13 protein-coding genes are annotated in these 20,291 nt (G+C 57.8%); 7 read left to right on the top strand and 6 right to left on the bottom strand.

Features of this window, described 5'->3' with window-relative positions:
- Positions 1-33 precede the first annotated feature (33 nt).
- Positions 34-1,410 carry a hypothetical protein gene (locus NW848_RS16105; protein ID WP_414508274.1) on the top strand — a complete coding sequence of 459 codons (1,377 nt, stop codon included), beginning with the start codon at positions 34-36 and terminating at the stop codon, positions 1,408-1,410.
- 75 nt (positions 1,411-1,485) lie between these two features.
- Here the strand turns inward: NW848_RS16105 and NW848_RS16100 are convergent, their stop codons facing one another.
- The 4 genes from NW848_RS16100 to psaA all read right to left on the bottom strand — a co-directional run bounded on the left by NW848_RS16100 (position 1,486) and on the right by psaA (position 8,344).
- The gene (locus NW848_RS16100) at positions 1,486-3,042 is read right to left on the bottom strand and encodes a phytoene desaturase family protein (RefSeq protein ID WP_414402930.1); all 1,557 of its coding nucleotides are present in this window, start codon (positions 3,040-3,042) and stop codon (positions 1,486-1,488) included.
- Positions 3,043-3,123: 81 nt separating this feature from the next.
- Positions 3,124-3,705, bottom strand: a complete 582-nt coding sequence (locus tag NW848_RS16095; protein WP_414402931.1) for a Uma2 family endonuclease — start codon at positions 3,703-3,705, stop codon at positions 3,124-3,126.
- A gap of 112 nt (positions 3,706-3,817) precedes the next feature.
- Positions 3,818-6,055, bottom strand: a complete 2,238-nt coding sequence (gene psaB, locus NW848_RS16090; RefSeq protein WP_414402932.1) for a photosystem I core protein PsaB — start codon at positions 6,053-6,055, stop codon at positions 3,818-3,820.
- Between the two features lie 21 nt (positions 6,056-6,076).
- Positions 6,077-8,344, bottom strand: a complete 2,268-nt coding sequence (psaA, locus tag NW848_RS16085) for a photosystem I core protein PsaA (protein ID WP_099812800.1) — start codon at positions 8,342-8,344, stop codon at positions 6,077-6,079.
- 410 nt (positions 8,345-8,754) lie between these two features.
- Here psaA and NW848_RS16080 point away from each other — a divergent pair, with 410 nt between their 5' ends.
- The 6 genes from NW848_RS16080 (at position 8,755) to NW848_RS16055 (ending at position 17,906) form a co-directional block, all read left to right on the top strand.
- Positions 8,755-10,023 carry a metallophosphoesterase family protein gene (locus NW848_RS16080; protein ID WP_011431313.1) on the top strand — a complete coding sequence of 423 codons (1,269 nt, stop codon included), beginning with the start codon at positions 8,755-8,757 and terminating at the stop codon, positions 10,021-10,023.
- A 2-nt stretch (positions 10,024-10,025) separates the two neighbouring features.
- Positions 10,026-13,622, top strand: coding sequence for an AAA family ATPase (locus tag NW848_RS16075; RefSeq protein WP_011431312.1), 3,597 nt, complete (start codon positions 10,026-10,028; stop codon positions 13,620-13,622).
- Positions 13,612-14,805: a DNA double-strand break repair nuclease NurA gene (locus NW848_RS16070; RefSeq protein ID WP_011431311.1), complete on the top strand. Its 1,194-nt coding sequence runs from the start codon at positions 13,612-13,614 to the stop codon at positions 14,803-14,805. The genes NW848_RS16075 and NW848_RS16070 overlap by 11 nt, the downstream gene beginning before the upstream one ends.
- Positions 14,802-15,395: a hypothetical protein gene (locus NW848_RS16065; RefSeq protein ID WP_011431310.1), complete on the top strand. Its 594-nt coding sequence runs from the start codon at positions 14,802-14,804 to the stop codon at positions 15,393-15,395. The genes NW848_RS16070 and NW848_RS16065 overlap by 4 nt, the downstream gene beginning before the upstream one ends.
- Positions 15,395-17,119 (top strand): ATP-binding protein, encoded by a 1,725-nt coding sequence (locus tag NW848_RS16060; RefSeq protein ID WP_011431309.1) that lies wholly within the window; start codon positions 15,395-15,397, stop codon positions 17,117-17,119. The genes NW848_RS16065 and NW848_RS16060 overlap by 1 nt, the downstream gene beginning before the upstream one ends.
- A gap of 163 nt (positions 17,120-17,282) precedes the next feature.
- Positions 17,283-17,906: a hypothetical protein gene (locus tag NW848_RS16055; protein WP_228375336.1), complete on the top strand. Its 624-nt coding sequence runs from the start codon at positions 17,283-17,285 to the stop codon at positions 17,904-17,906.
- Between the two features lie 143 nt (positions 17,907-18,049).
- Here NW848_RS16055 and NW848_RS16050 read toward each other — a convergent pair whose 3' ends face one another.
- Both NW848_RS16050 and hisA read right to left on the bottom strand, forming a co-directional pair.
- Positions 18,050-19,240, bottom strand: a complete 1,191-nt coding sequence (locus NW848_RS16050) for a M20 metallopeptidase family protein (protein WP_011431307.1) — start codon at positions 19,238-19,240, stop codon at positions 18,050-18,052.
- Positions 19,241-19,375: 135 nt separating this feature from the next.
- On the bottom strand, positions 19,376-20,161 hold the full coding sequence (hisA, locus tag NW848_RS16045; protein ID WP_011431306.1) for a 1-(5-phosphoribosyl)-5-[(5-phosphoribosylamino)methylideneamino]imidazole-4-carboxamide isomerase: 786 nt from the start codon (positions 20,159-20,161) through the stop codon (positions 19,376-19,378).
- Between the last annotated feature and the right edge of the window lie 130 nt (positions 20,162-20,291).

Raw genomic sequence — 20,291 nt, 5'->3', positions numbered from 1 at the left:
AATGAGGCGCCAACCCTACCTGGGCCTGTCCAGGTGGATCCCACAGCGTTTGTCTCGGCCCAGGAGTATCGCTTTACCCCCGGCTCGGTGCTGGAGACCACCAGCCTCCGCTTAGACTATGTCAATCCGAGGTTTGACAACGGGATCCCTGTGCGCACCAACCCCCTCCAAGGCAGCGGTGAAGCTCGCATCGCCAATGTTGAAGCCCGCATCTTGCCTGTGAACGAGATCCCAGCCAATGAACTGACAATCGACTCCACCCTTCGCTCCAGCACGCTGGCCATCCAAATTGGGCGAACCACACCGCTGGTGAATATCACTGCCTTTGGACCCAACGACGGCAGGCTATCTACGCAATTCAATATCGCCGGGCTGGTTGCAATTTCGACCCTCCCCAACGACCAGCGCATTCGGGTGAATACCACCTTCAGGGCTATCCGAGATGACGGCACTGCTTTAACGCTCACCGTGCGCCGCATTTTGGTGAGTAGAAATGGTAATCAAGTCGTCCTGGAGGGAGATTCTTCCCTGATTGTCCCCACTGTGGGTGTATTGTTTGAAAACGGTGGCCCTGGCCCCGGTGGTGAGATTTTGGCGCCTGGCTCCTTTGTCAACCCTCCTCCACCCCAAGGTCCTGTAGTCGCTATTCTCCAAACAGGCAGTTTCTCCGCGAGCTTTGTGGTGCGGCAGCGGGGGGTTGCGGGCGATGGCACTCCTGAGGATGCCTTGGCTCTCTTTGCCCGCCTGAACTTCCGGCCCAACCAGGCGGAGATTGTCTATCGCCCTGCCCAGGTGGGTACGCAGTCGGTACTGTTCGCTCCGGATCCCACTCGTCCAAACATCTTGCCCAATCAGTTGGTTCGCATCCGCCGCTTACTGAACGGTCGTGTTCAAGCGGAGTTTGATCCGGCCAACACCAGCACAGTTCTCAACTTTGTGCAGGTTAGCCCCCCACCGCGACCTTTCCCCACACCGATACCGCAATTGCCGGTTCCTGATCGTCCGGGTGCCCCAACAGTCTTTGATTACTTTTTCTCATTGCGCACAGAGCGCTCTACAGGTACCTTACCCGGCTCGCCCGTGGAAGGAAGCAACCCTGAGCCCGTTATCCTTCAAGGCATTGTACCTACCACAGGAGATTTCGTCTTCCGTACCCTGGCCGGAGCACAATTGGCGGGGCCGTTTAACCGGCTTGATATTGGTGGGGGAACACAAAGAGGAAATCTGAACCTTGTCTTCGATTCAACGACCTCTGCTGAGCGCATTTCCGGCCAGTGGTTCCTGGAACAAGAGTTCCCCACCGGCAACATTGAAGGTGGGACGGAAGATGAACCAGGAAGTCCTGCTAGCCGGGAAGGGGCCATTTTGATCATCCGTGGGTTCTTTGATGGGGCTCAGGTACGGTTGTAATCTGAACAGCCCCGGTTGATCCCCAACCAGGGATCCGTTCCGGCTTGGCCCTTGTGGCTGAGCCTTTTTTGTCCGTTAAAGTTTCGGCAGATCGCTGATCACTACCTGTGCGCAGTTGTGGCCAGGGATCCCGGTCACTCCGCCTCCTGGGTGCGCCCCTGAGCCGCAGAGGTAAAGGCCGGGAATGGGGGATCGATAGTCGGCCAGGCCGGAGATGGGCCGTAGGTTGTAGCTTTGATCCGGCGTCATTTCCCCGTGAAAAATGCTGCCCCCCACAAGGCCGAAGCGGGCCTCCAGATCCACGGGCGACAACATCTGCCGTGCGATCACGGCGTTTTTAATGTTGGGGGCAAATTGGGCGATCTTGTCGATCACCCGATCGGCAAATTCTTCCCGCAGGCCATCGTTCCAGTCTCGCCCTTTGGGTTGGTAAGGCACAAACTGACAGAAACAGGAGAGGATGTGCTTGCCTGGGGGAGCCATTGTCGGGTCGGTGGGGGATTGGCTGTAGATCTCGATAAACGGATCCCGGGAAGGGATCCCGTACTTGCAGTCATCCCAAGCCCGCTCCAGATAGGCCACCGAGGGAGCAATGTCTACCGTGGCGGAACTGACCACTTCTGGGGGCACTTCAGCAGGGGCCGCTGTGTAGCGAGGCAATTCTTCCAGGGCCAAATTGAGCTTGTACACCGGGCCTGAGGTGCGGTAGTGCCGTTCTAGCCGGTCACGCAAGTCTGGGGGCAAAGAGGAGCAGAGTCGCAAAAAGGTGATCTGGGGATGGGCATTGGAGAGAACCGCCCGCGCCCGCACGGTTTCCCCCGATTCGAGGATAACCCCAGCGGCCTGCCCACTCTCCATCAAGATCTCCGCCACTGGAGCAGACGTGCGGATCTCCACCCCTAAGTCCAGAGCTGCCTTGGCCATCGCTTGGGTAATGGATCCCATCCCACCGCGCACATAGCCCCAGACCCCACGCGAGCCAATGGCCCGACCTACCGCATGGACTAGCCAAATGTAGGGCGTACCCGGAGTCATCGGCCCGGCAGAGGTGCCGATCAAAGATTGGGGAGCCATCGCCGCCTTGACCTGCTCCGACTCGAAGAACTCATCCAGGAGATCAGTGGTCGAGAGGAGCATGATGCGGCGGAAATCGTCTTCATAGCCAGCAGCTGCAAAGCGATCCGCCAGTTGCCCCAGTGAAATCGGCGGCTGCATTAAGGTTGGCTCCACCACCTCGTTCACCCGATCCCAAAACTCCTCCCAGCGGTCGTAGGCTTCCGCATCTTTGCGGGAAAACTTGGCAATTTCCGCTTTGCTCTTGGCGCGGTTATCGGCATACAGGAAGAGGTGCTGCCCATCCGGGAAGGGCATGAAATAGGAAGGTTGCTTGGCATAGACCTCAAAGCCATAGTCCGGCAGGCGCAGATCGCGGATGATCTCCGGGCGCAGCAAACTACAGGAGTAGGAAGCCACCGACACGCGAAAGCCTGGGTGAATTTCTTCCGTAATGGCAGCACCACCAACGGTGTGATAGCGCTCCAGCACCAGCACTTTTTGCCCGGCCTTGGCCAAATAGCAAGCGCTCACCAGCCCGTTGTGGCCGGCCCCAATCACCACCGCGTCGTAGCTCATCAACAATCCTTCTGCAAACGCTTCTCCACCCACAATACTCCTGCCAGCCAAGACTCGATCTGCCGGCAAGGGATCCCTGCCTTAACCGATGGAAAAAACCTGATCCAGACTCAACTCTCCAGCCCGGATCCCTGGGATCCCAACTTTCTCCTCGGGGGTGTAAGCCTCTCTTTTCTGGTAAACTCCCGACTCTATTGGCAAGCTGTACGTCTCTAGGCAGTTCTCTTGCAAGTTCAAGATCCAGTAGTTGGGGATCCCGGCTTTGGCGTAGAGTCCGAGTTTGACTTCCCGATCATAGGTAAGGGAAGAATCAGCCACTTCGATGATGAGATAGATGTCTTCAGGCTGAGGATGCCGAGAGCGGTACTCATCCTGCTGAAAGCGCACAATGGCAAAGTCGGGCTCCGGCTCGTGATTGGGGGGCAGTTGCACCGGATCCTGGGTGCGCACAATAGCTTGCTCCTGCACAAGGCCCACCAACAGTCGGTACAGGCGGCTACAGTAGGCGGCGTGCCTCTCCCCTTTCGTCATCTTTTGAACCAGGAGCCCGTCAATCAGCTCCAACTGATTGGGCTCTTCAATCTGTCCAGACTCAATCAGCCGATGAAACTCCTCAAAGGTATATCGCCTGATATAGGGATCCAATCGGGCGGCTAGAGTCATCGACCAAACTCATCAGACCCTAAACTTCATATCACCACTCTACCAACTCACAAAAAAGGGATCCCAAAATAATAGGGATCCCCTTAGGCTTATTCAAATCAGGATTAACCCGCTAGCCAAATTGGGAGGCTGTCGAGGCGATCACAAAGGCCGCGTAGGTCAACACGTAACCCACCGTGAAGTGAGCCAGGCCCACCAGACGACCTTGAACAATCGACAGAGCTACCGGCTTGTCCTTCCAGCGGATCAAGTTGGCCAAGGGGGTGCGCTCGTGCGCCCACACCAGCGTCTCGATCAGCTCTTGCCAGTAGCCGCGCCAGGAGATGAGGAACATGAACCCTGTCGCCCAGACCAGGTGGCCAAACAGGAACATCCAGGCCCAAACCGCCAGGTTATTCATCCCGTAAGGGTTGTAGCCGTTGATCAACTGGGCAGAGTTGGCCCAGAGGTAGTCCCGCAGCCAGCCCATCAGGTAGGTGGAGTTCTCGTTGAACTGGGCGGTGTTGCCGCTCCAGATCCCCAGGTGCTTCCAGTGCCAGTAGAAGGTGACCCAGCCGATGGTGTTCAGCATCCAGAACATGGCCAGGTAGAAGGCATCCCAGGCGGAGATGTCGCAGGTGCCGCCCCGCCCCGGCCCGTCGCAGGGGAAGCTGTAGCCGAAGTCTTTTTTGTCCGGCATCAGCTTGGAGCCACGGGCATCCAACGCCCCTTTGACCAGGATCAACGTGGTGGTGTGCAGGCCCAGGGCAATGGCGTGGTGCACCAGGAAGTCGCCGGGGCCAATAGGCAGGAAGAGGAACCCATTGGGGTCGTTAATGGCTTGCAGCCAGCCTGGCAGCCACACGTTGCCGTGGTTGGGCCAAGCAGTGGAGGCAATGCTGTTGGGATCCGACAACAGCACGTTCATGCCATAGAGCATCTTGCCGTGGGAGGCCTGGATGAACTGGGCAAACACCGGCTCGATCAGGATCTGCTTCTCCGGCGTGCCGAAGGCCTGCATGACGTCGTTGTGGACGTACAGCCCCAGCGTGTGGAAGCCCAAGAACAGCGACACCCAGCTCAGGTGGGAGATGATCGCCTCCTTGTGATCCAGCACCCGCGCCAGCACGTTGTTCTTGTTGGCCTCCGGATCGTAGTCCCGCACCAGGAAGATGGCCCCGTGGGCAAAGGCCCCCACCATCAAGAAGCCAGCGATGTACTGGTGATGGGTGTAGAGAGCCGCCTCCGTGGTGTGATCCATCGACATGAACACGTAGGGGTTGAGGGCGTACATGTGCTGCGCCACCAGCGAGGTCACCACTCCCAAGCAGGCCAGCGCCAACGCCAACTGGAAGTGCAGGGAGTTGTTGACCGTGTCGTAGAGGCCCCTGTGCCCTTCGCCCAGCAGGCCCCCGAAGGGGGTGCCCTTCGGCGGGTTGTGGGCGCCCAGGATCTCGCGGATGCTGTGGCCGATGCCCCAGTTGGTGCGGTACATGTGCCCAGCCACGATGAAGATCACGGCAATGGCCAGGTGGTGGTGGGCCATGTCCGTCAGCCACAGGGACTGGGTGTTGGGGTTGAAGCCGCCCAAGAAGGTAAGGATGGCCGTGCCCGCCCCTTCTGCCGTGCCCCAGACGTGGTTGGCCGTGTCCGGGTTCTGGGCGTACACCCCCCAGTTGAGGGTGAAGAAAGGCTTTAGGCCTGCTGGGTGGGGCAGGGTGGTGAGGAAGTTGTCCCAACCTACGTGCTGACCGCGCGACTCAGGGATGGCCACATGGATCAGGTGGCCCGCCCAAGCCAAGGAGCTGACGCCAAACAGGCCGGCCAAGTGGTGGTTGAGGCGGGCTTCGGCGTTCTTAAACCAGCTCAGGCTAGGGCGGAAGCGAGGCTGCAGGTGCAGCCAGCCGGCAAACAGGAACACCGCTGCTAGTAGCAGTAGGCCAATGGCGCCGGCGTAGAGATCGCCGTTGGTGCGCAGGCCGATGGTGTTGAACCAGTAGTAGAGGCCGGAGTAAGCCGCGTTGACAGGGCCGCCGCCTCCAGGTTGGGTAAAGGCCTCCACCGCCGCCTTGCCGAACTGGGGATCCCAGATGGCGTGGGCGATGGGGGTAACCCCCGTGGGGTTGGCCACCCATTGTTCATAGTTGCCTTGCCAGGCGATGTGAAAGACGTTGCCAGAAGCCCACAGGAAGATGATCGCCAGATGGCCGAAGTGGGTGGCAAACAGCTTTTGGTAAAGCCGCTCCTCCGTCATGCCATCGTGGGTCTCGAAGTCGTGGGCGGTGGCAATGCCGTACCACAGACGCCGAGTGGTGGGATCGCTGGCCAGGTCTTGGCTGAATTGGGGAAAACGAGTTGCAGTAGTTGCCATGGTTTTCTCTTCCTCCTTGCCTTAGCCGAGTGCGGCAAACCGTGCCAGGAAGAACGCCCACGTGGTGACGATCCCGCCCAGCAGGTAGTGGGCCACACCGACCGCCCGACCCTGGATGATGCTCAGGGCGCGGGGTTGGATGGCCGGAGCGACTTTCAGTTTGTTATGGGCCCAGACGATGGACTCAATGAGCTCCTGCCAGTAGCCACGGCCGCTGAACAGGAACATCAAGCTGAAGGCCCAGACGAAGTGGGCACCCAGGAAGAGCAACCCATAGGCCGACAGCTCCGAGCCGTAGGAGTTGATCACCTGCACCGATTGCGCCCACAGGAAGTCCCGCAGCCAGCCGTTGATGTTGATGGCGCTGGTTGCGAAGTTGCCGCCCGTGATGTGCTCGATCGTGCCATCGGGGTTGACGGTGCCCCAGATGTCGCTCTGCATCTTCCAGCTGAAGTGGAAGATCACAATCGAGATGGCGTTGTACATCCAGAACAGCCCCAGGAACACGTGATCCCAGCCGGAGACCTGGCAGGTGCCGCCGCGGCCCGGGCCATCGCAGGGGAAGCGGAAGCCCAGCTTGGCCTTATCGGGGATCAGGCGGGAAGAGCGGGCAAACAGCACCCCCTTGAGCAGGATCAGCACGGTGATGTGGATGGTCATGGCGTGGATGTGGTGCACCATGAAGTCCGCCGTGCCCAACACCATCGGCATCATCGACACCTTGCCGCCCACAGCCACCACGTCGCCGCCGAAGATGGGGCTGACCGAAGCGCCCACATAGGGAGCGGTGCTGGCGATGGCCTTAGTGTGCAGGGATTGAATCCACTGGGCAAAGATGGGCTGCAGTTGGATGCCGGTGTCCGAGAACATGTCCTGCGGACGGCCCAGCGCCTGCATCGTGTCGTTGTGGACGTAGAAGCCGAAGGCGTGGAAGCCCAGGAACAGGCACACCCAGTTCAGGTGGCTGATGATGGCGTCGCGGTGGCGGATCACCCGATCCAAGACGTTGTTGCGGTTCACCGCCGGGTCATAGTCGCGAACCATGTAGATGGCCCCGTGGGCAGCGCCGCCAACGATGAAGATGCCGCCTATCCACATGTGGTGGGTAAAGAGGGAGATCTGGGTGGCGTAGTCGATGCCCATGTAGGGGTAGGGGTTCATGGCGTACATGTGCTGCGCCACGATGATGCTCAGGGATCCCACCATGGCCAAGTTAATGGCCAGTTGGGCGTGCCAGGAGCTGGTCAGCACTTCGTAGAGACCCTTGTGGCCCTCGCCGGTGAAGGGGCCCTTGTGGGCTTCCAGGATCTCTTTGATGGAGTGGCCGATGCTCCAGTTGGTGCGGTACATGTGGCCGGCCACGATAAAGAGCACGGCAATGGCCAGGTGGTGGTGGGCCTGATCCGTCAGCCAGAGGGCGCCCGTTTGCGGATCCAGGCCACCCTTGAAGGTGAGGAACTCCGCGTACTTGCCCCAGTCCAACGTAAAGAAAGGCACCACCCCGCTGAAGAGGCCCCAATCCACGCTGGGGAACATCTCCTTCATCAGGGCCGGCTTGAGGATGAACTCGTGGGGCAGAGGGATCTGAGCCGCCGGCACGCCCGCATCCAACATCTTGTTGATGGGGATGGCCACGTGGATTTGGTGACCGGCCCAGGCCAGCGAGCCCAGCCCCAGCAGGCCCGCCAGGTGGTGGTTGAGCATCGACTCCACGTTTTGGAACCACTCCAGCTTGGGAGCCCGCTTGTGGTAGTGGAACCAGCCGGCGAACAGGCAGAGGCCAGCCATCACCAGACCGCCGATAGCGGTGCAGAGGAGTTGAAACTCATTGGTGATGCCGGCAGCTCGCCAGAGGTGGAATAGACCCGACGTGATGCGGATCCCTTCAAAGCCGCCGCCCACATCGCCGTTGAGGATCTCCTGGCCGAAGATGGGCCAGACCACTTGGGCGCTGGGCTTGATGTTAATCGGATCCGCCAGCCAAGCAGAATAGTTGGAGAACTGAGCTCCGTGGTAGTACATGCCGCTCAGCCAGACAAAGACCACCGCCAGGTGGCCGAAGTGAGCGGAGAAGATCTTCCGAGAGACGTCTTCTAAGTCGCTGGTGTGACTGTCGAAGTCATGAGCAAGAGCATGGAGGTTCCAGATCCAGGTCGTGGTCTTGGGCCCACGCGCCAGGCTGCGATCGAAGTGCCCCGGCTTGGCCCACTTCTCAAATGAGGTGGGGACCGGATCGATATCCACCGAAACCTTGACCTTTGGCTCTCGCTCCTTTGGCGTAGTTGTCATCAAGAACTCCTCTCTTGCGACAAGGAACGAAGCGCTCCCGCCTGTCTGCAGCCGTGAAGCTCGGGGATCTCTCCCAAGGCGGGATTTACCTGGCATTATAGGTCAGCCTTTGTAACCCCCCCGTCGCTTCACAATAATTAAACCAGGGATCCCTTGCCCTATCGGAGTTAGGGTTGCTTGGCAATCGTTTCTCCAATAAAGATGTAAATATATGTAACGAACTTTCACCAACCCAAGCTGTGCCCATGAAAGGTTGGAACTGGGCAACAGGCAGCGCGGCGGGGCGGCGCCTAGCTCTAGGGGTGGCAACCCGAGCAAAGCCGCAAATGGCCGGGAAGGGATCCCTATATCTAGTTGAGCACTGAGGTTTGTCTGCTAAACTGTGGGCAATTTGCTGGCAGGTTCGGGCGATGGCCACTTCCACCTGCACCTTTTTGCACCTGGCCGATGTGCATCTGGGCTACGACCGCTACAACAGCCCGGAGCGGAGCAAAGATTTCTTTTTGGCCTTTCGGGATGTGGTGCGCCGCCATGCCATCCAGAACCCGGTGGATTTTGTCCTCATTGCCGGGGATCTGTTTGAGCACCGGCAAATTCAGCCCGGTGTCCTCAACCAAGCCCAGATTGTCTTGCGGGAGCTGAAGCAGGCCGGGATCCCCGTCTTGGCCATTGAGGGCAACCACGACAGCCGCCCCTACGGTGTCAAGACCAGTTGGCTGCGCTACCTGGCCGATCACGGCGACCTGATCCTGCTGGAGCCGGAAGCAGGCGAGGAGGGTTTAGAGCTGCGCCCCTGGTCAGGTGGGCGGGGGGGCTATCTGGATCTGCCCTGTGGGGTGCGGGTGATCGGATCCCAGTGGTATGGGTCGGCGGCCCCCAAGTCGATTGAGCAGTTGGCGGCGGCCATTCGCCGGTTGCCCCCTGGCCCTGAGCGGGTGGTGCTCATGTTCCACCACGGCCTGGAAGGCCAAATTGCTCGCTACCAGGGCGCCTTGCGCTACCGGGATCTGCTGCCTTTGCGGGAGGCAGGGGTGGGCTATTTAGCCTTGGGACATATCCACAAAAGCTATACAGAAGAAGGCTGGATCTTCAATCCGGGATCCCTGGAGGCTAACAGTACTGCCGAGTGGGACTTTCCGCGGGGAGCCTACCGCGTCCGCTGGGGAGAGGGCCCGCCTCAGGCTGAGCTGGTGCAGGACTACTACCGGCGGCCTCACCGACGGATCTCTCTTGAGGCCAAGGGCCGGGAAACGCCCGAAGAGATTGCTGCAGCCGCAATTGCCTTGGCCAAGGGATCCGACCTTCCCGAAGGTGGGCCAGCGCCAATGGTGGAGTTTCGGCTGGCGGGGCAGGTGGGCTTTGCCAAGCACGAGTTGGATAGCCGCGCCCTGCAGCAGCAGATTCAGCAGCTTACCGGTGCCCTGCTGGTTCTCTTCCGCTTCGAAGCCACTACTTTGGAGATCGGGTCGGCTGCTCTTTCCCTCGAAGAAGAAGGGCGCAGGCTGCAAATTGAAGAGAAAATCTACAGGGATCTGCTGAGCAGCCATGCCCACTACCGCAAGCGCAGCGAAGAGCTGGCACGGTTACTCTTAGATCTCAAAGAGAAAATCTTAGATGAGCAAGGCGAAGCGGAAGTGTACGCTCACCTGAGCGGCGCCTTTCTGGGGGAAGAAGACTGACCATGCGGATCCTCTCTTTGGCTCTGCAGAACTTCAAGTCTCATGAGGACGCCTTCTTCGAGTTTGAGCCCGGTATCAACGCCATTTGTGGAGAAAATGGAGCAGGCAAAACCAGCATTCTAGAGGCCATCGCCTGGGTTTTGTTTGACTACTGCCCCTACAACCAAGAAGAACTCATCCGCACAGGGGCCAGCGATGCGGTGGCTACTGTCCAGTTTATCTCCCAGTGGGATCAGCGCACCTACGACGTTCGCCGCAGTGTCAGGCAGGGATATCGCCTCTTCGATCCGCAATTGAAGCAGCGCCTAGATTACGAGCGCAAGGCAGATGTGCTAGCGTGGCTGAGGCAACATTTGGGTGTGCCCGCCGGTACTGATTTGGCGCGGCTCTTTGCTACAACGATTGGGGTGCCCCAGGGCACTTTCACAGCAGATTTTCTCAAAACCAGTCGGGAGCGGAAAGAAGTTTTCGACCGCATCTTGAAGGTAGAAGAGTACCAGCAAGTTGCAAAGGATCTGCTGGCAGTTGAAAAATACAGCGAGGCGCAAGTTCTGGCCGTCAAGCATCAAATTGAGCTGCTCCATCAACAGATGCAAGACTGGGATCCGCTGCAAGTAGAGCAGCAGAGAATCGAGCAAGAACTGAGCCACTGGCAGGAGCGCTTAAGCCACCATACCCATACCTTGGCCGAGGTGAAGCTGGAGCTGGAGCGGCTGGAGAAGCTGCTTGAGCAAATCCAAACGCTCGACCGGCAAATTGCTCAACTGGAGCAAGAGGGATCCCTGCTGGCAGTAGCCCTTGAGCAAGCCGAAAAGCTGTGGGCAGAGGCCCAGCGAGCGCAGGCACAACAACAGCACCACCAAGAGGGATCTCAGCGCTTTTTGGCCATAGAAGATCGGTTGCGGGAGCTGGAAAAGCAACGGCAGCAGCGCCTGGAGTGGCTGAAGCGGCGGGAGGCCCTGCTCTCGCAAAAGCAGAACCTCGAAAACCAACTGGCGAGGCTGCAGGAAAAACTCAGCCAACAACAGCGCTGCAAGCAGGAGCTAGAGGAGCTGGCTCCCCAAATTCAAGCCCAAGAGGAGCTAGAGCGCCGGCAAAGCCATTGGGCTCAGCAGCTCGACACCTTGCTCCAACTGCACCGCGAATGGGAGCAGCTTCAGGGAGAATGGTCAGCCCACGCCGGGCGCTGTCAACTGCTGCAAAGCCGCGTCCAAGAGGCTGAACAGGCGCAGGCCATCTGTCAACAGCACGAATCGGCCTACAGGCGTTATCTGGAGTTGGAGGCTTGGGTGGCAGAGCAAGAGGCGTTGCGACGAACACGGCAGACCTTGACAGCTCAGCGGGAAACTTTACGGCAGCAGCTCCACCAACTCCAACTGCGAGAATCTGAATATCGACAGCAGCTCCAACTCTTCCAGAAAATCGAGGAGGAAAAGCTACACCTGCAAACGCTCTGCGAAAAGCAAACCGTCCTGGAACAACGGTACTCTCAAATTGGCCAGAAGTTGGCCTCTTTTCAGGCCCTGCGCCTAGAGCTAAGACAGAGAGAAACAGAACAGGAACAGGGCCGGGCCCAGTTGGAACAGTTGCGGCTGCAGCTTCGACAGCGACAGGCCGATCGAGAGCACGTAGCCAAGATTCCCCTCCTGGAGGCTCAACAAGAGCGACTGCAAACTCAGCTCAGCCGCCTAGCCGCGGCGCGGCAATTTCAGCGGGAACTCCAAGCCCTTTTCGAGCAGGGCTCTCACCAACTGGCCCAGCACAACCGCAGCATTCAAACTCTTGTGGAGGAGCTGGCCGCTTGCCAACAGAGTTATCCGCAACTCCAACCTCTATGGCAGCGGATCCCGCAAGTTCTGGCCCAGTCTTCAGCCCTCAGCCAACAGTTACTGCAATCCATCCAACAAATCCTACAGGATCTTTCCCCCCAAACTTGCGAGCCTCAGCTACGCCAGCAACTGGCTGATATCCAGGAGCAACTCAAGACTTTGCAGCCCCTGCTGGGCTTAACGGCGCAGATTCCCGAGTTAGAAGCTCAAATTCAACAGTTGCTGCAATGGCAAAACGAACGCCAGAGCAAAATTGAGGATCTTCAGTGGAGCCTCGAGGCAGAGCCAGACTTTCTTCGGCAACAACAGGAAATTGGCCAAGCGCTGCAGGCACTGGGGGATCCCAGGGGGCAAATCCAGCGCCTGGAAAAGGAGCTCAACAATAAGCCGAGAGTTGAGCAAGAGTACCAGCAAGTTGTAGCCAGCATCCAGCAACTTCAACAACAGATACAAGCCCTAGAGCAGCAGCTTCAGCCCCTTGCCGATCTAGACGAGAGAATTGCCGCTTTACGGGAGGAGCAGAGTTGCCATCGCAACAGCTATGAAACCGTTATCCGTATGCAACCACTTGTCCAAAGTTTGCCACAACGAAAAGATGAACTGCAAACAGCTCAGTTGGCTCTAGAACAGATCCAGCAAGCTAAGCAGGAAAAACAAGCCCAAATTGATCGCTGGGAGAAAATAGAGGGATCCAAAGATTACCTGCAAGCCCAAATTGTAAAAGCCGCCGAAACCTTGAAGTCCCTGGGGGATCCGAGAAGCCGGGCTGAGTGGCTGAAAGCGGAGCTCAAGCTGGAAAGACAGTACCTGCAAACGCAGGCAGGTTGCCTACAGCAAATCCAGGATTTGGAGGCAGCACTCCGCCCCCTCGAGGAAGCGCTGCTGCAAACCGAACACCTGGATCGAGAGCTGGGATCCCTGCAAGAACAGCGCGAACACTACCGAGCGGATCACGAGCAATATCTAGGTCTGGAGCCTATTGCCAAACTGCTCCCCCAACGAGAACGGAAGCTCAGTGAACTGAAGGCGCAACAGCAAGCATTGCAAACCCAACTGTCCCAATTGCGGGCACAGCGGGATCCTTTGGCTTCCCTCTATCAGCCTCAGGAGCACCAACGTCTGCGCTCCCTTTTGCAGGCCACCGAAATTCAAAAGGCCGAGGCTCAAGCTCGCCTGGAAAGCCTTGCCCCTCAACTACAGAAAATCCAGGAAAGGTTACAGCAACTGGAGCGGGTGAGAGAAACCTTAAAACAAGTCGAGACGCAACGAATCGAGAAAGAGCGTCTGCATCGCTTCATTAAGTTTAGCCGAGATACCTACAAAAAGGCTGGCCCTCAAATTACCCAATACTATCTACAGCAGATCAACAACATTGCCGATCACCTCTTCCGGGAAATCCTCAACCGCCCCAATGTTGCCCTCACCTGGGAGGCCGACTACGAGATCCGCGTTCAAGAGGGAGGCGGCCCCAAACGACGTTTTGCCAGCCTTTCTGGAGGAGAGCAGATGTCGGCAGCTCTGGCAGTTCGCCTAGCCTTGCTCAAGGTGTTAGGACAGTTGGATATTGCCTTCTTCGACGAGCCCACCACCAACATGGACGCCCAGCGCCGACAGCGATTGGCCGAGTCCATTACCAATTTGCGCTCTTTTGAGCAGCTATTTGTGATCAGCCACGACGATACCTTTGAGCAAGTAACGGAGAACATCATTCGGGTGGAGAGGCACGCTGGCTCTGGCCAGATGAGGAGGGATCCCACCTATGGTATTTAGAGCTGACCGGGTTCTAGCAGTATTGCAGCAAAAGCGGGAGGCTTTCGTCACTTTTGATCAAGGGCTATCGGAGCGCAGAGAGGGATATCGGCAGGCCATGGAAAGATTGTGCCAGTGGTCGAGCGCAGAGATTGCCGAAAAAATAGCGCCCTTGGACTTTCCGGGTGCTCTACCTACTCAAGAGTGGGATCTTTACTCCAGTTGGTCAGTTCCTTTTGAACAGGCATGGACTAGCCATGAGGAAAGCGATGAATGGGCAAGGTCGATTATTAAAAATATTTCCACCTTTGCAGTAGATGGATCCCAAATCTATCCCAGCAAGGATCTGTCAATTCCGGTGGCCTTGGTGCAGATCGGCTGGTATGAGAATCATCACTGTGCCCAAGGCCTGTACGAAAAAGATATTCAAGTCGATGTACTGACTCCAAAGGATTTGGGATCCGATAGCAGCGGCGAGCCCAAAGAGCGCGTCGTCAACATGCGTCGCTTCCAAATGGAAACAGAAAAGCTGGTGGAATATATCCGGGGAGCTCAGCCTGGATCCCGAAAGTTGGCCTTTTTAGATGGGGCTCTGGTGGCTACCTTTGCGGAAGCCCTTGAGCCAGAAAGCCGAGATTTCTACGTACAATGTTTACTCCAGGTGCTGCGGGCCAGCGAGCAAAACCAGATCCCTGTTGTGGCCTACATCGACACTACCTATACCTCAGATCTGGTGACATTGCTGCGGCATTGCTTCGATCTTCCTGAAGCTCCTCAGCTTCACGATGCCCAACTCCTCAGCCCGTGGCTGGAGTGGGGGGAGCGCACCCCTTTTTTTATCTGTGCTCGCGGCGGCAGCCTTAACCCTCAAGATGGGATCCTCAACTCTTACCAAGAAATGCGAGAGCGAGTGGGATTTGTTTATTTGCGCACCAACGACAACTTTCCGGCCCGGCTGGAGATACCGGTTTGGGTTTACGAGGCAGGACTTTTGGACTGGGTCGTGGATCTGGTGCGCTGCGAGGTCATCATTGGTAGAGGCTATCCCTATGTGTTAGAGACAGCCGATCAAATAGCCGTTATTCGCAATGAGGATCGCAACCTTTTCCTGCGCCTGATGCAAGATTGGGCAAGCCGCGAGAAGCTCAACCTCAGGTTATCTCGGAAAACGGTGAGTAAACTGCAGCGGAGGCGAGTCCGATGAGATTGGGCAAGGTGGTTCGCTCCAACAATCACTGCGACTACGTAGTGCAGGTGGATGACGCCCTAGAAGTCAAAAATCCTCCCTCTCCTGATGACTATGGCTTTGGCAGCTTTGTTAAGCTGGAGAATGATCAACGGCACTGGGCTGTAGGTCTGGTCTATAACACCCAAATTGTAAACCCGCTCTTTCTCAACTCCGGCCCGCGCCTCTCCAGCCAGCCGGATCCCTATTTTTCCCCCGATTTACAAAACGAGGTGCGCACGCTGCTTTCGGTGGTTCTCATCGGAGCTTTGGACGAAGAGCGGGGCTGTGGCCGGCAAGGGATCCCGCGCGTGGTGGTGCCTGTGAACACGCCCGTTTTTCGCATGAGCCAAGAAGAAATCCTACGTTTTCACCAAGATCCCCAAGGTCAAACCCAATTTTCGTATTATGGATTGCTCTTGAGCAGCGGCGGCAACTTTGCCGACCACCTTGTTTATCAAGTCTTGAATGATATCATACCCATGTTTTCCGATCCGGCTCAACGGCGGGCCCTGCAAATTCTAAGCAAAGAACTGGCCTGGAAAATGACCGTAGGAGCGATGCGCTGATGACCAAAAAAACTGTAGGGATCGCCCAGTCTCTTGACAATGGACACTATCCAAAAGCTGTCTTCTCCTCCGATGAAGAGGCCCCAGAAGTAATCGGCACTGTCAAGGGCCCCGGTGAAACCTCCAACCAGTATGTTTTTATCACCTCCAATACCCAAGCTGTAAGAGTAGGCGATTTTGTCTACTATGAGGTTCAGGATACCCAGTCCCAAACCCTGAAAATTCTCGGCAAGATCAGGCAAGTCCAGCTCTTGGATCACATTCCCGATCGCATCTTTGCCGACACCGAGATCGATCCCAGCACCATTGTGGCTTTGGTGGGCTTTACCCACCCCAACCCGGAAATCTACGCAGTTACCGTCGAGGTCATCGGCTATTTTCACCGCGCCATGGGCTTTATTAACCCCCGTCGCCCTCCGGATCCCGGTGCCAAAGTCTTTTTGGCCTCCAATCGTCTGCTGAAATCGATTTTGAACAAACGAGATGAAACAGCCGTTGGGGGCGCTCACTTGGGCAGCCTGTTGTTGCGCGACGAGGGAGCGGTGCCCGTGGTGCTGGATGTCAAGGAAATGGTTAGCACCCATCTGGCTATTTTGGCGGGGACGGGATCCGGAAAATCCTACACGGCGGGGGTCTTGATTGAAGAGCTGATGTTGCCCAAAAACCGGGCTGCTGTTCTCATTTTTGATCCCCATGGGGAATACCATACACTGGCAGAGATGCAGTCCCACCCCAAGTTTTTGGGCGAAGACGGCTACCGCCCTAAGGTTAAGGTTCTCTCCCCACAGGAAATCAAGATCCGCGTGTCTTCTCTCAACTTTTTCGATATCCTTACCCTCTTGCCAGAGACCACCGACCGGCAGAAATCTTTCCTAGAGAAAGCTTTCCGCAAGGTTACCCAGTTCAATCCACTACGTTGGACAATTCGGGATCTGATCGACACCGTCAACGAAGAAGATTCGGCAGAGGACGGATCCCGGGGATCCTCAGCCGCTGCTTTGGAGTGGAAGCTAGAGCAGATCGATCGCTCTCCCTACTTTAGCAATGTGGAACACCTGGCCCCCAAGGATTTGTTTGAGCCAGGGCAGGTAACCATTTTGCAGATGCACGAGATTAGCCAGGAAGAGCAGCAAGTCATTGCCGCCGCCATCCTGCGCCAGGCCAATTACGCCCGCATTAACACCCATAAAGGCAAGATCCAACCGGGGGATGAAAATTACCTGCCCTATCCTGTTTTTATCTTGTTGGAAGAGGCCCATCGCTTTGCCCCTGCCCACGAGCCCTCCCGCTGCAAGCAGGTGTTGCGCACCATTCTCAGCGAAGGGCGGAAGTTTGGCTTAGGAGTAGGTCTAATCACGCAACGCCCCGGCAAGCTGGACTCGGACATTCTATCGCAATGCATGAGCCAATTTTTGATGCGAATTGTCAACCCTTCCGATCAAGAAAATCTGCGCCACAGTGTTGAGGCTGCCGGACGGGATTTGTTACAGGAATTGCCGGCTTTGAGCAAGGGTCAGGTGATTGTCTCCGGCGTGTGTGTCAATACCCCTGTTCTGTGTAAAGTACGGCAGCGCTACACCCAGCATGGTGGCGAAACACTTGATATCCTCGGCTTGTGGCAAAATCACTTTCAGCCCCACCGACGACAGGATCGCGTAGCCCAATCTGCCCCTCTCAGGCCACGTTCTCAGCCTCAGGTGGTCGAGGGATTGAGCATTGACTAGAGATCGTTAAAAGCTGGGGTCAATTGGCAGCCGGCTATCCTGTCTATAAACGCTGAGCCAAAAAAATCTATGCAGCTTAGAATGGTTCATGTCCATGTCTAGATTGCAACGCTTCCCAACTGCTCTGGGATCCCAAGCTCTTTCCAATCAGGAGAGATAAGAGTTGCCGCTCAAAAATTTGAGCGATGGTTTGCTACCGGTGGAGAAGAAAGTCGTGGTGAAAAAGCAAGCTCTTTGGCGAGGCTGGGTGGGCATTGCCGCTGTGGCCCTGCTGGGATCCGGCCCTGCCTATGCCCAGTTGCGGCTGATCCCTGAGGCGGCGCGGCAGGTCTACGAGGCCTTGCCAGATCTGCCTCTGGAAAACACCTATACCCCCGTGAACCCCAATGACGGCGGCCCCGCGCCTGAGGAAGATACCTTGGTGCGGCGGATGATGGTCTATCACTTGCAGGTGGTCGGTCGCTCTCCTACCGACCGCTTTGACTGGCAACTGACGCTAGCAGACTATCTGGACGCCAACGAGCCGATAGTTGCCCAGCGCTACCCCGGTGCCGAGCGGCTGACGGTCAACCCCTATGCCCAAGACAAGGCAGCCGTGCAAGCCCTGAGCCGGCAACAGCGACAGGCCCTGCTGCGGGAGCTTGTGCTCGCCTTCGGCGGGGATCCCGATCCCAAGCCCCTGTACATTCCCGCCGACTTGAATCCTGTCCCCGCTCCTGCCACCCCAAAACCGCTGGAACGCTTGCCGATTCCCGGCGCTGGATCCGCCGACCTACTTCGGCCCTAGAGGGAGTCTCCCCTCACCCCCGGCCCCTCTCCCAGAGGGTATCCCTCACCCCCAGCCCCTCTCCCTGAGGGAGAGGGGAGCTAGGATTTGACGTAGCGAACGGCTTATTCAAATGGTCACAGCTTTTTTGGGAAGTGCCCCCTTTAATCCAAAGTCTTTCCAGTGTAGTTTTCAATGCAGCGCAAGAACAGCTCTACCCCAATGCCGAGGGCAGCTTCGTCAAAGTCAAAGCGGGGATGGTGATGGGGATAATCTAGCCCTTTGGCAGGGTTGGCGGATCCCAGGAAAAAGTAGCAGCCGGGCACCTCGTTGAGGAAAAACGAGACGTCCTCGCCGCCCATGGTCATCTCTGGAATAATCGCCGCTTCTGAACCGAACAGCTGGCGGGCGGCTTGTTCTACCAGGGCTGCCATGGCCGGGTCATTGTGAACCGCCGGATAGCCCCGCTCGTACTGGAACTCGTAGGTGGCCCCATAGGCTTGGCAAATGCCGGCCACGATTTCTTCTATACGTCTTGCAAGCAAATCCCGCACTTCCGGCTGAAAGCTGCGCACGGTGCCCCAAATTTCTGCCCGGGGAGCAATGACATTGAAGGTGTCGCCGGCCCGGAAGCGGCCCACCGTCACCACCGCCGGCTGCAGCGGATCCACGTTGCGGGAGACGATGGTCTGCAAAGCGCTCACAATGTGGGATCCCACCACAATGGCGTCCACCGTCTGCTGAGGAAGAGCGGCATGGCCACCGCGCCCAATGACCTCGATTTGAAAGCGATCGGCAAAGGCCATCGAGGGGCCGCTTTTGACGCCAATGGTGCCCAGAGGTCGGTTGTTCCACAGGTGTAAGCCGAGGATGGCTTCTACATCTGGGTTCTTCAGCACCCCCGCTTCCACCATTGGCTTGGCTCCGCCGGGGCCTTCTTCAGCAGGCTGGAAAATAACTTTGACGGTGCCTCTGAGGCTTTGGCGGTGCTGCTGCAGCAGCTTGGCGGTGCCCAGGGCAATGGCCGTGTGGCCATCATGGCCGCAGGCGTGCATAACGTTGGGGATGGCGGAACGGTATTCGACCTCGTTGGCCTCGTGAATGGGTAGGGCATCCATGTCGGCCCGCAGCGCCAAAACCGGCCCTGGCTCTTCTCCCGCGATGGTGGCCACAATGCCGGTGTGGGCGATGCCGGTCTGGTGCGGGATCCCCCAACTTCTCAGGCGGTGGCTGATGTAGGCGGCGGTTTGCTTCTCCTGGAAACCCAGCTCTGGATACTTGTGCAGGTGGCGGCGCCAGGTCACCAACTCCGGCTGTAAGGCTTGAACGGCAGGGCGAAGGGCGGGAACTTCCATGGCTATCCTAAAAAACGCTTAGACAAGAGTCAGCCTGGGGAAGATCTTCCTTCCCGGTTGGTTTCCTAGAAGCTGTTTAGAGTTACATGTCGATTCCGTCCAGTATGGCAAAAGTTTTGCCAGGGCTGTTTCTCCCTAGGCCCACCGGGATCCAGTTTCTGGCGGCAGATCTTGCCAGCGGCCCGGCCCCACGGCGCGCAACGCCTCTGGCAGGGAGATAGCTCCTGAGTAGAGGGCCTTGCCCAGAATGGCTCCGGCCAAACCCGGCAAGCTCAGCAGGGCAAGCAAATCGGTGAGCGAGCCAATCCCCCCGGAAGCGATAACCGGCAGGCGGGAGACAGCCAGGATCTGGCGCAACTGCTCTAGGTTGGGGCCGGCCAGGGTGCCGTCCCGGCCAATGTCGGTGTAGATGATCCCGGCAGCCCCTTGGGCTTGGACCCGTTGCACCAGCTCGGTGGCGGCTAGGGGAGTGGTGCTCAGCCAGCCGCGGGTGGCTACCTGACCTTGGCGGGCGTCGATCCCCACCCAGATGCGTCCCGGCAAAGCCTGGGTCATGGCCTCCAGCAGGGCGGGATCCTCTACAGCCACCGTGCCGACGATCACCCGCTCCACCCCCAAGTCCAGCAACTGCCGCGCCCGCTCCAGGGATCGGATCCCACCCCCCACCTGTACCGGGATGGCCAGTTTGCGGACAATGTCTGCAATGATGGGCAGGTTAACCGGATCCCCGCTTTTGGCCCCGTCCAGATCCACCACATGCAGGCGAGGCGCCCCTTGGGTGGCCCAGATTTCTGCCTGCTGGACGGGGTCGGCGGCCACCTGCTCGGCTTGGGCGTAATCGCCTTGGTAAAGACGCACGGCGCGGCCTTGTAAAAGGTCGATGGCGGGGATCACCTCGAGAAAGGCACTGGCGTGAGGCATGATGGGATCCCTGGAGAAGAGCTTTTCCAGTATCGCCTGAGTATTGACACTCCCACCGCCTAAAGGCGGGGGATGCTTACGCAGTCCACAAAAGAACCCGCAACGGCGTTGTCAAAGCGCCTCTAGACAG

Source organism: Synechococcus sp. RC10A2, from assembly GCF_047502605.1.
The sequence above is the reverse complement of the archived record's forward strand: the minus strand, read 5'-3'. Positions and strand labels throughout refer to the sequence as shown.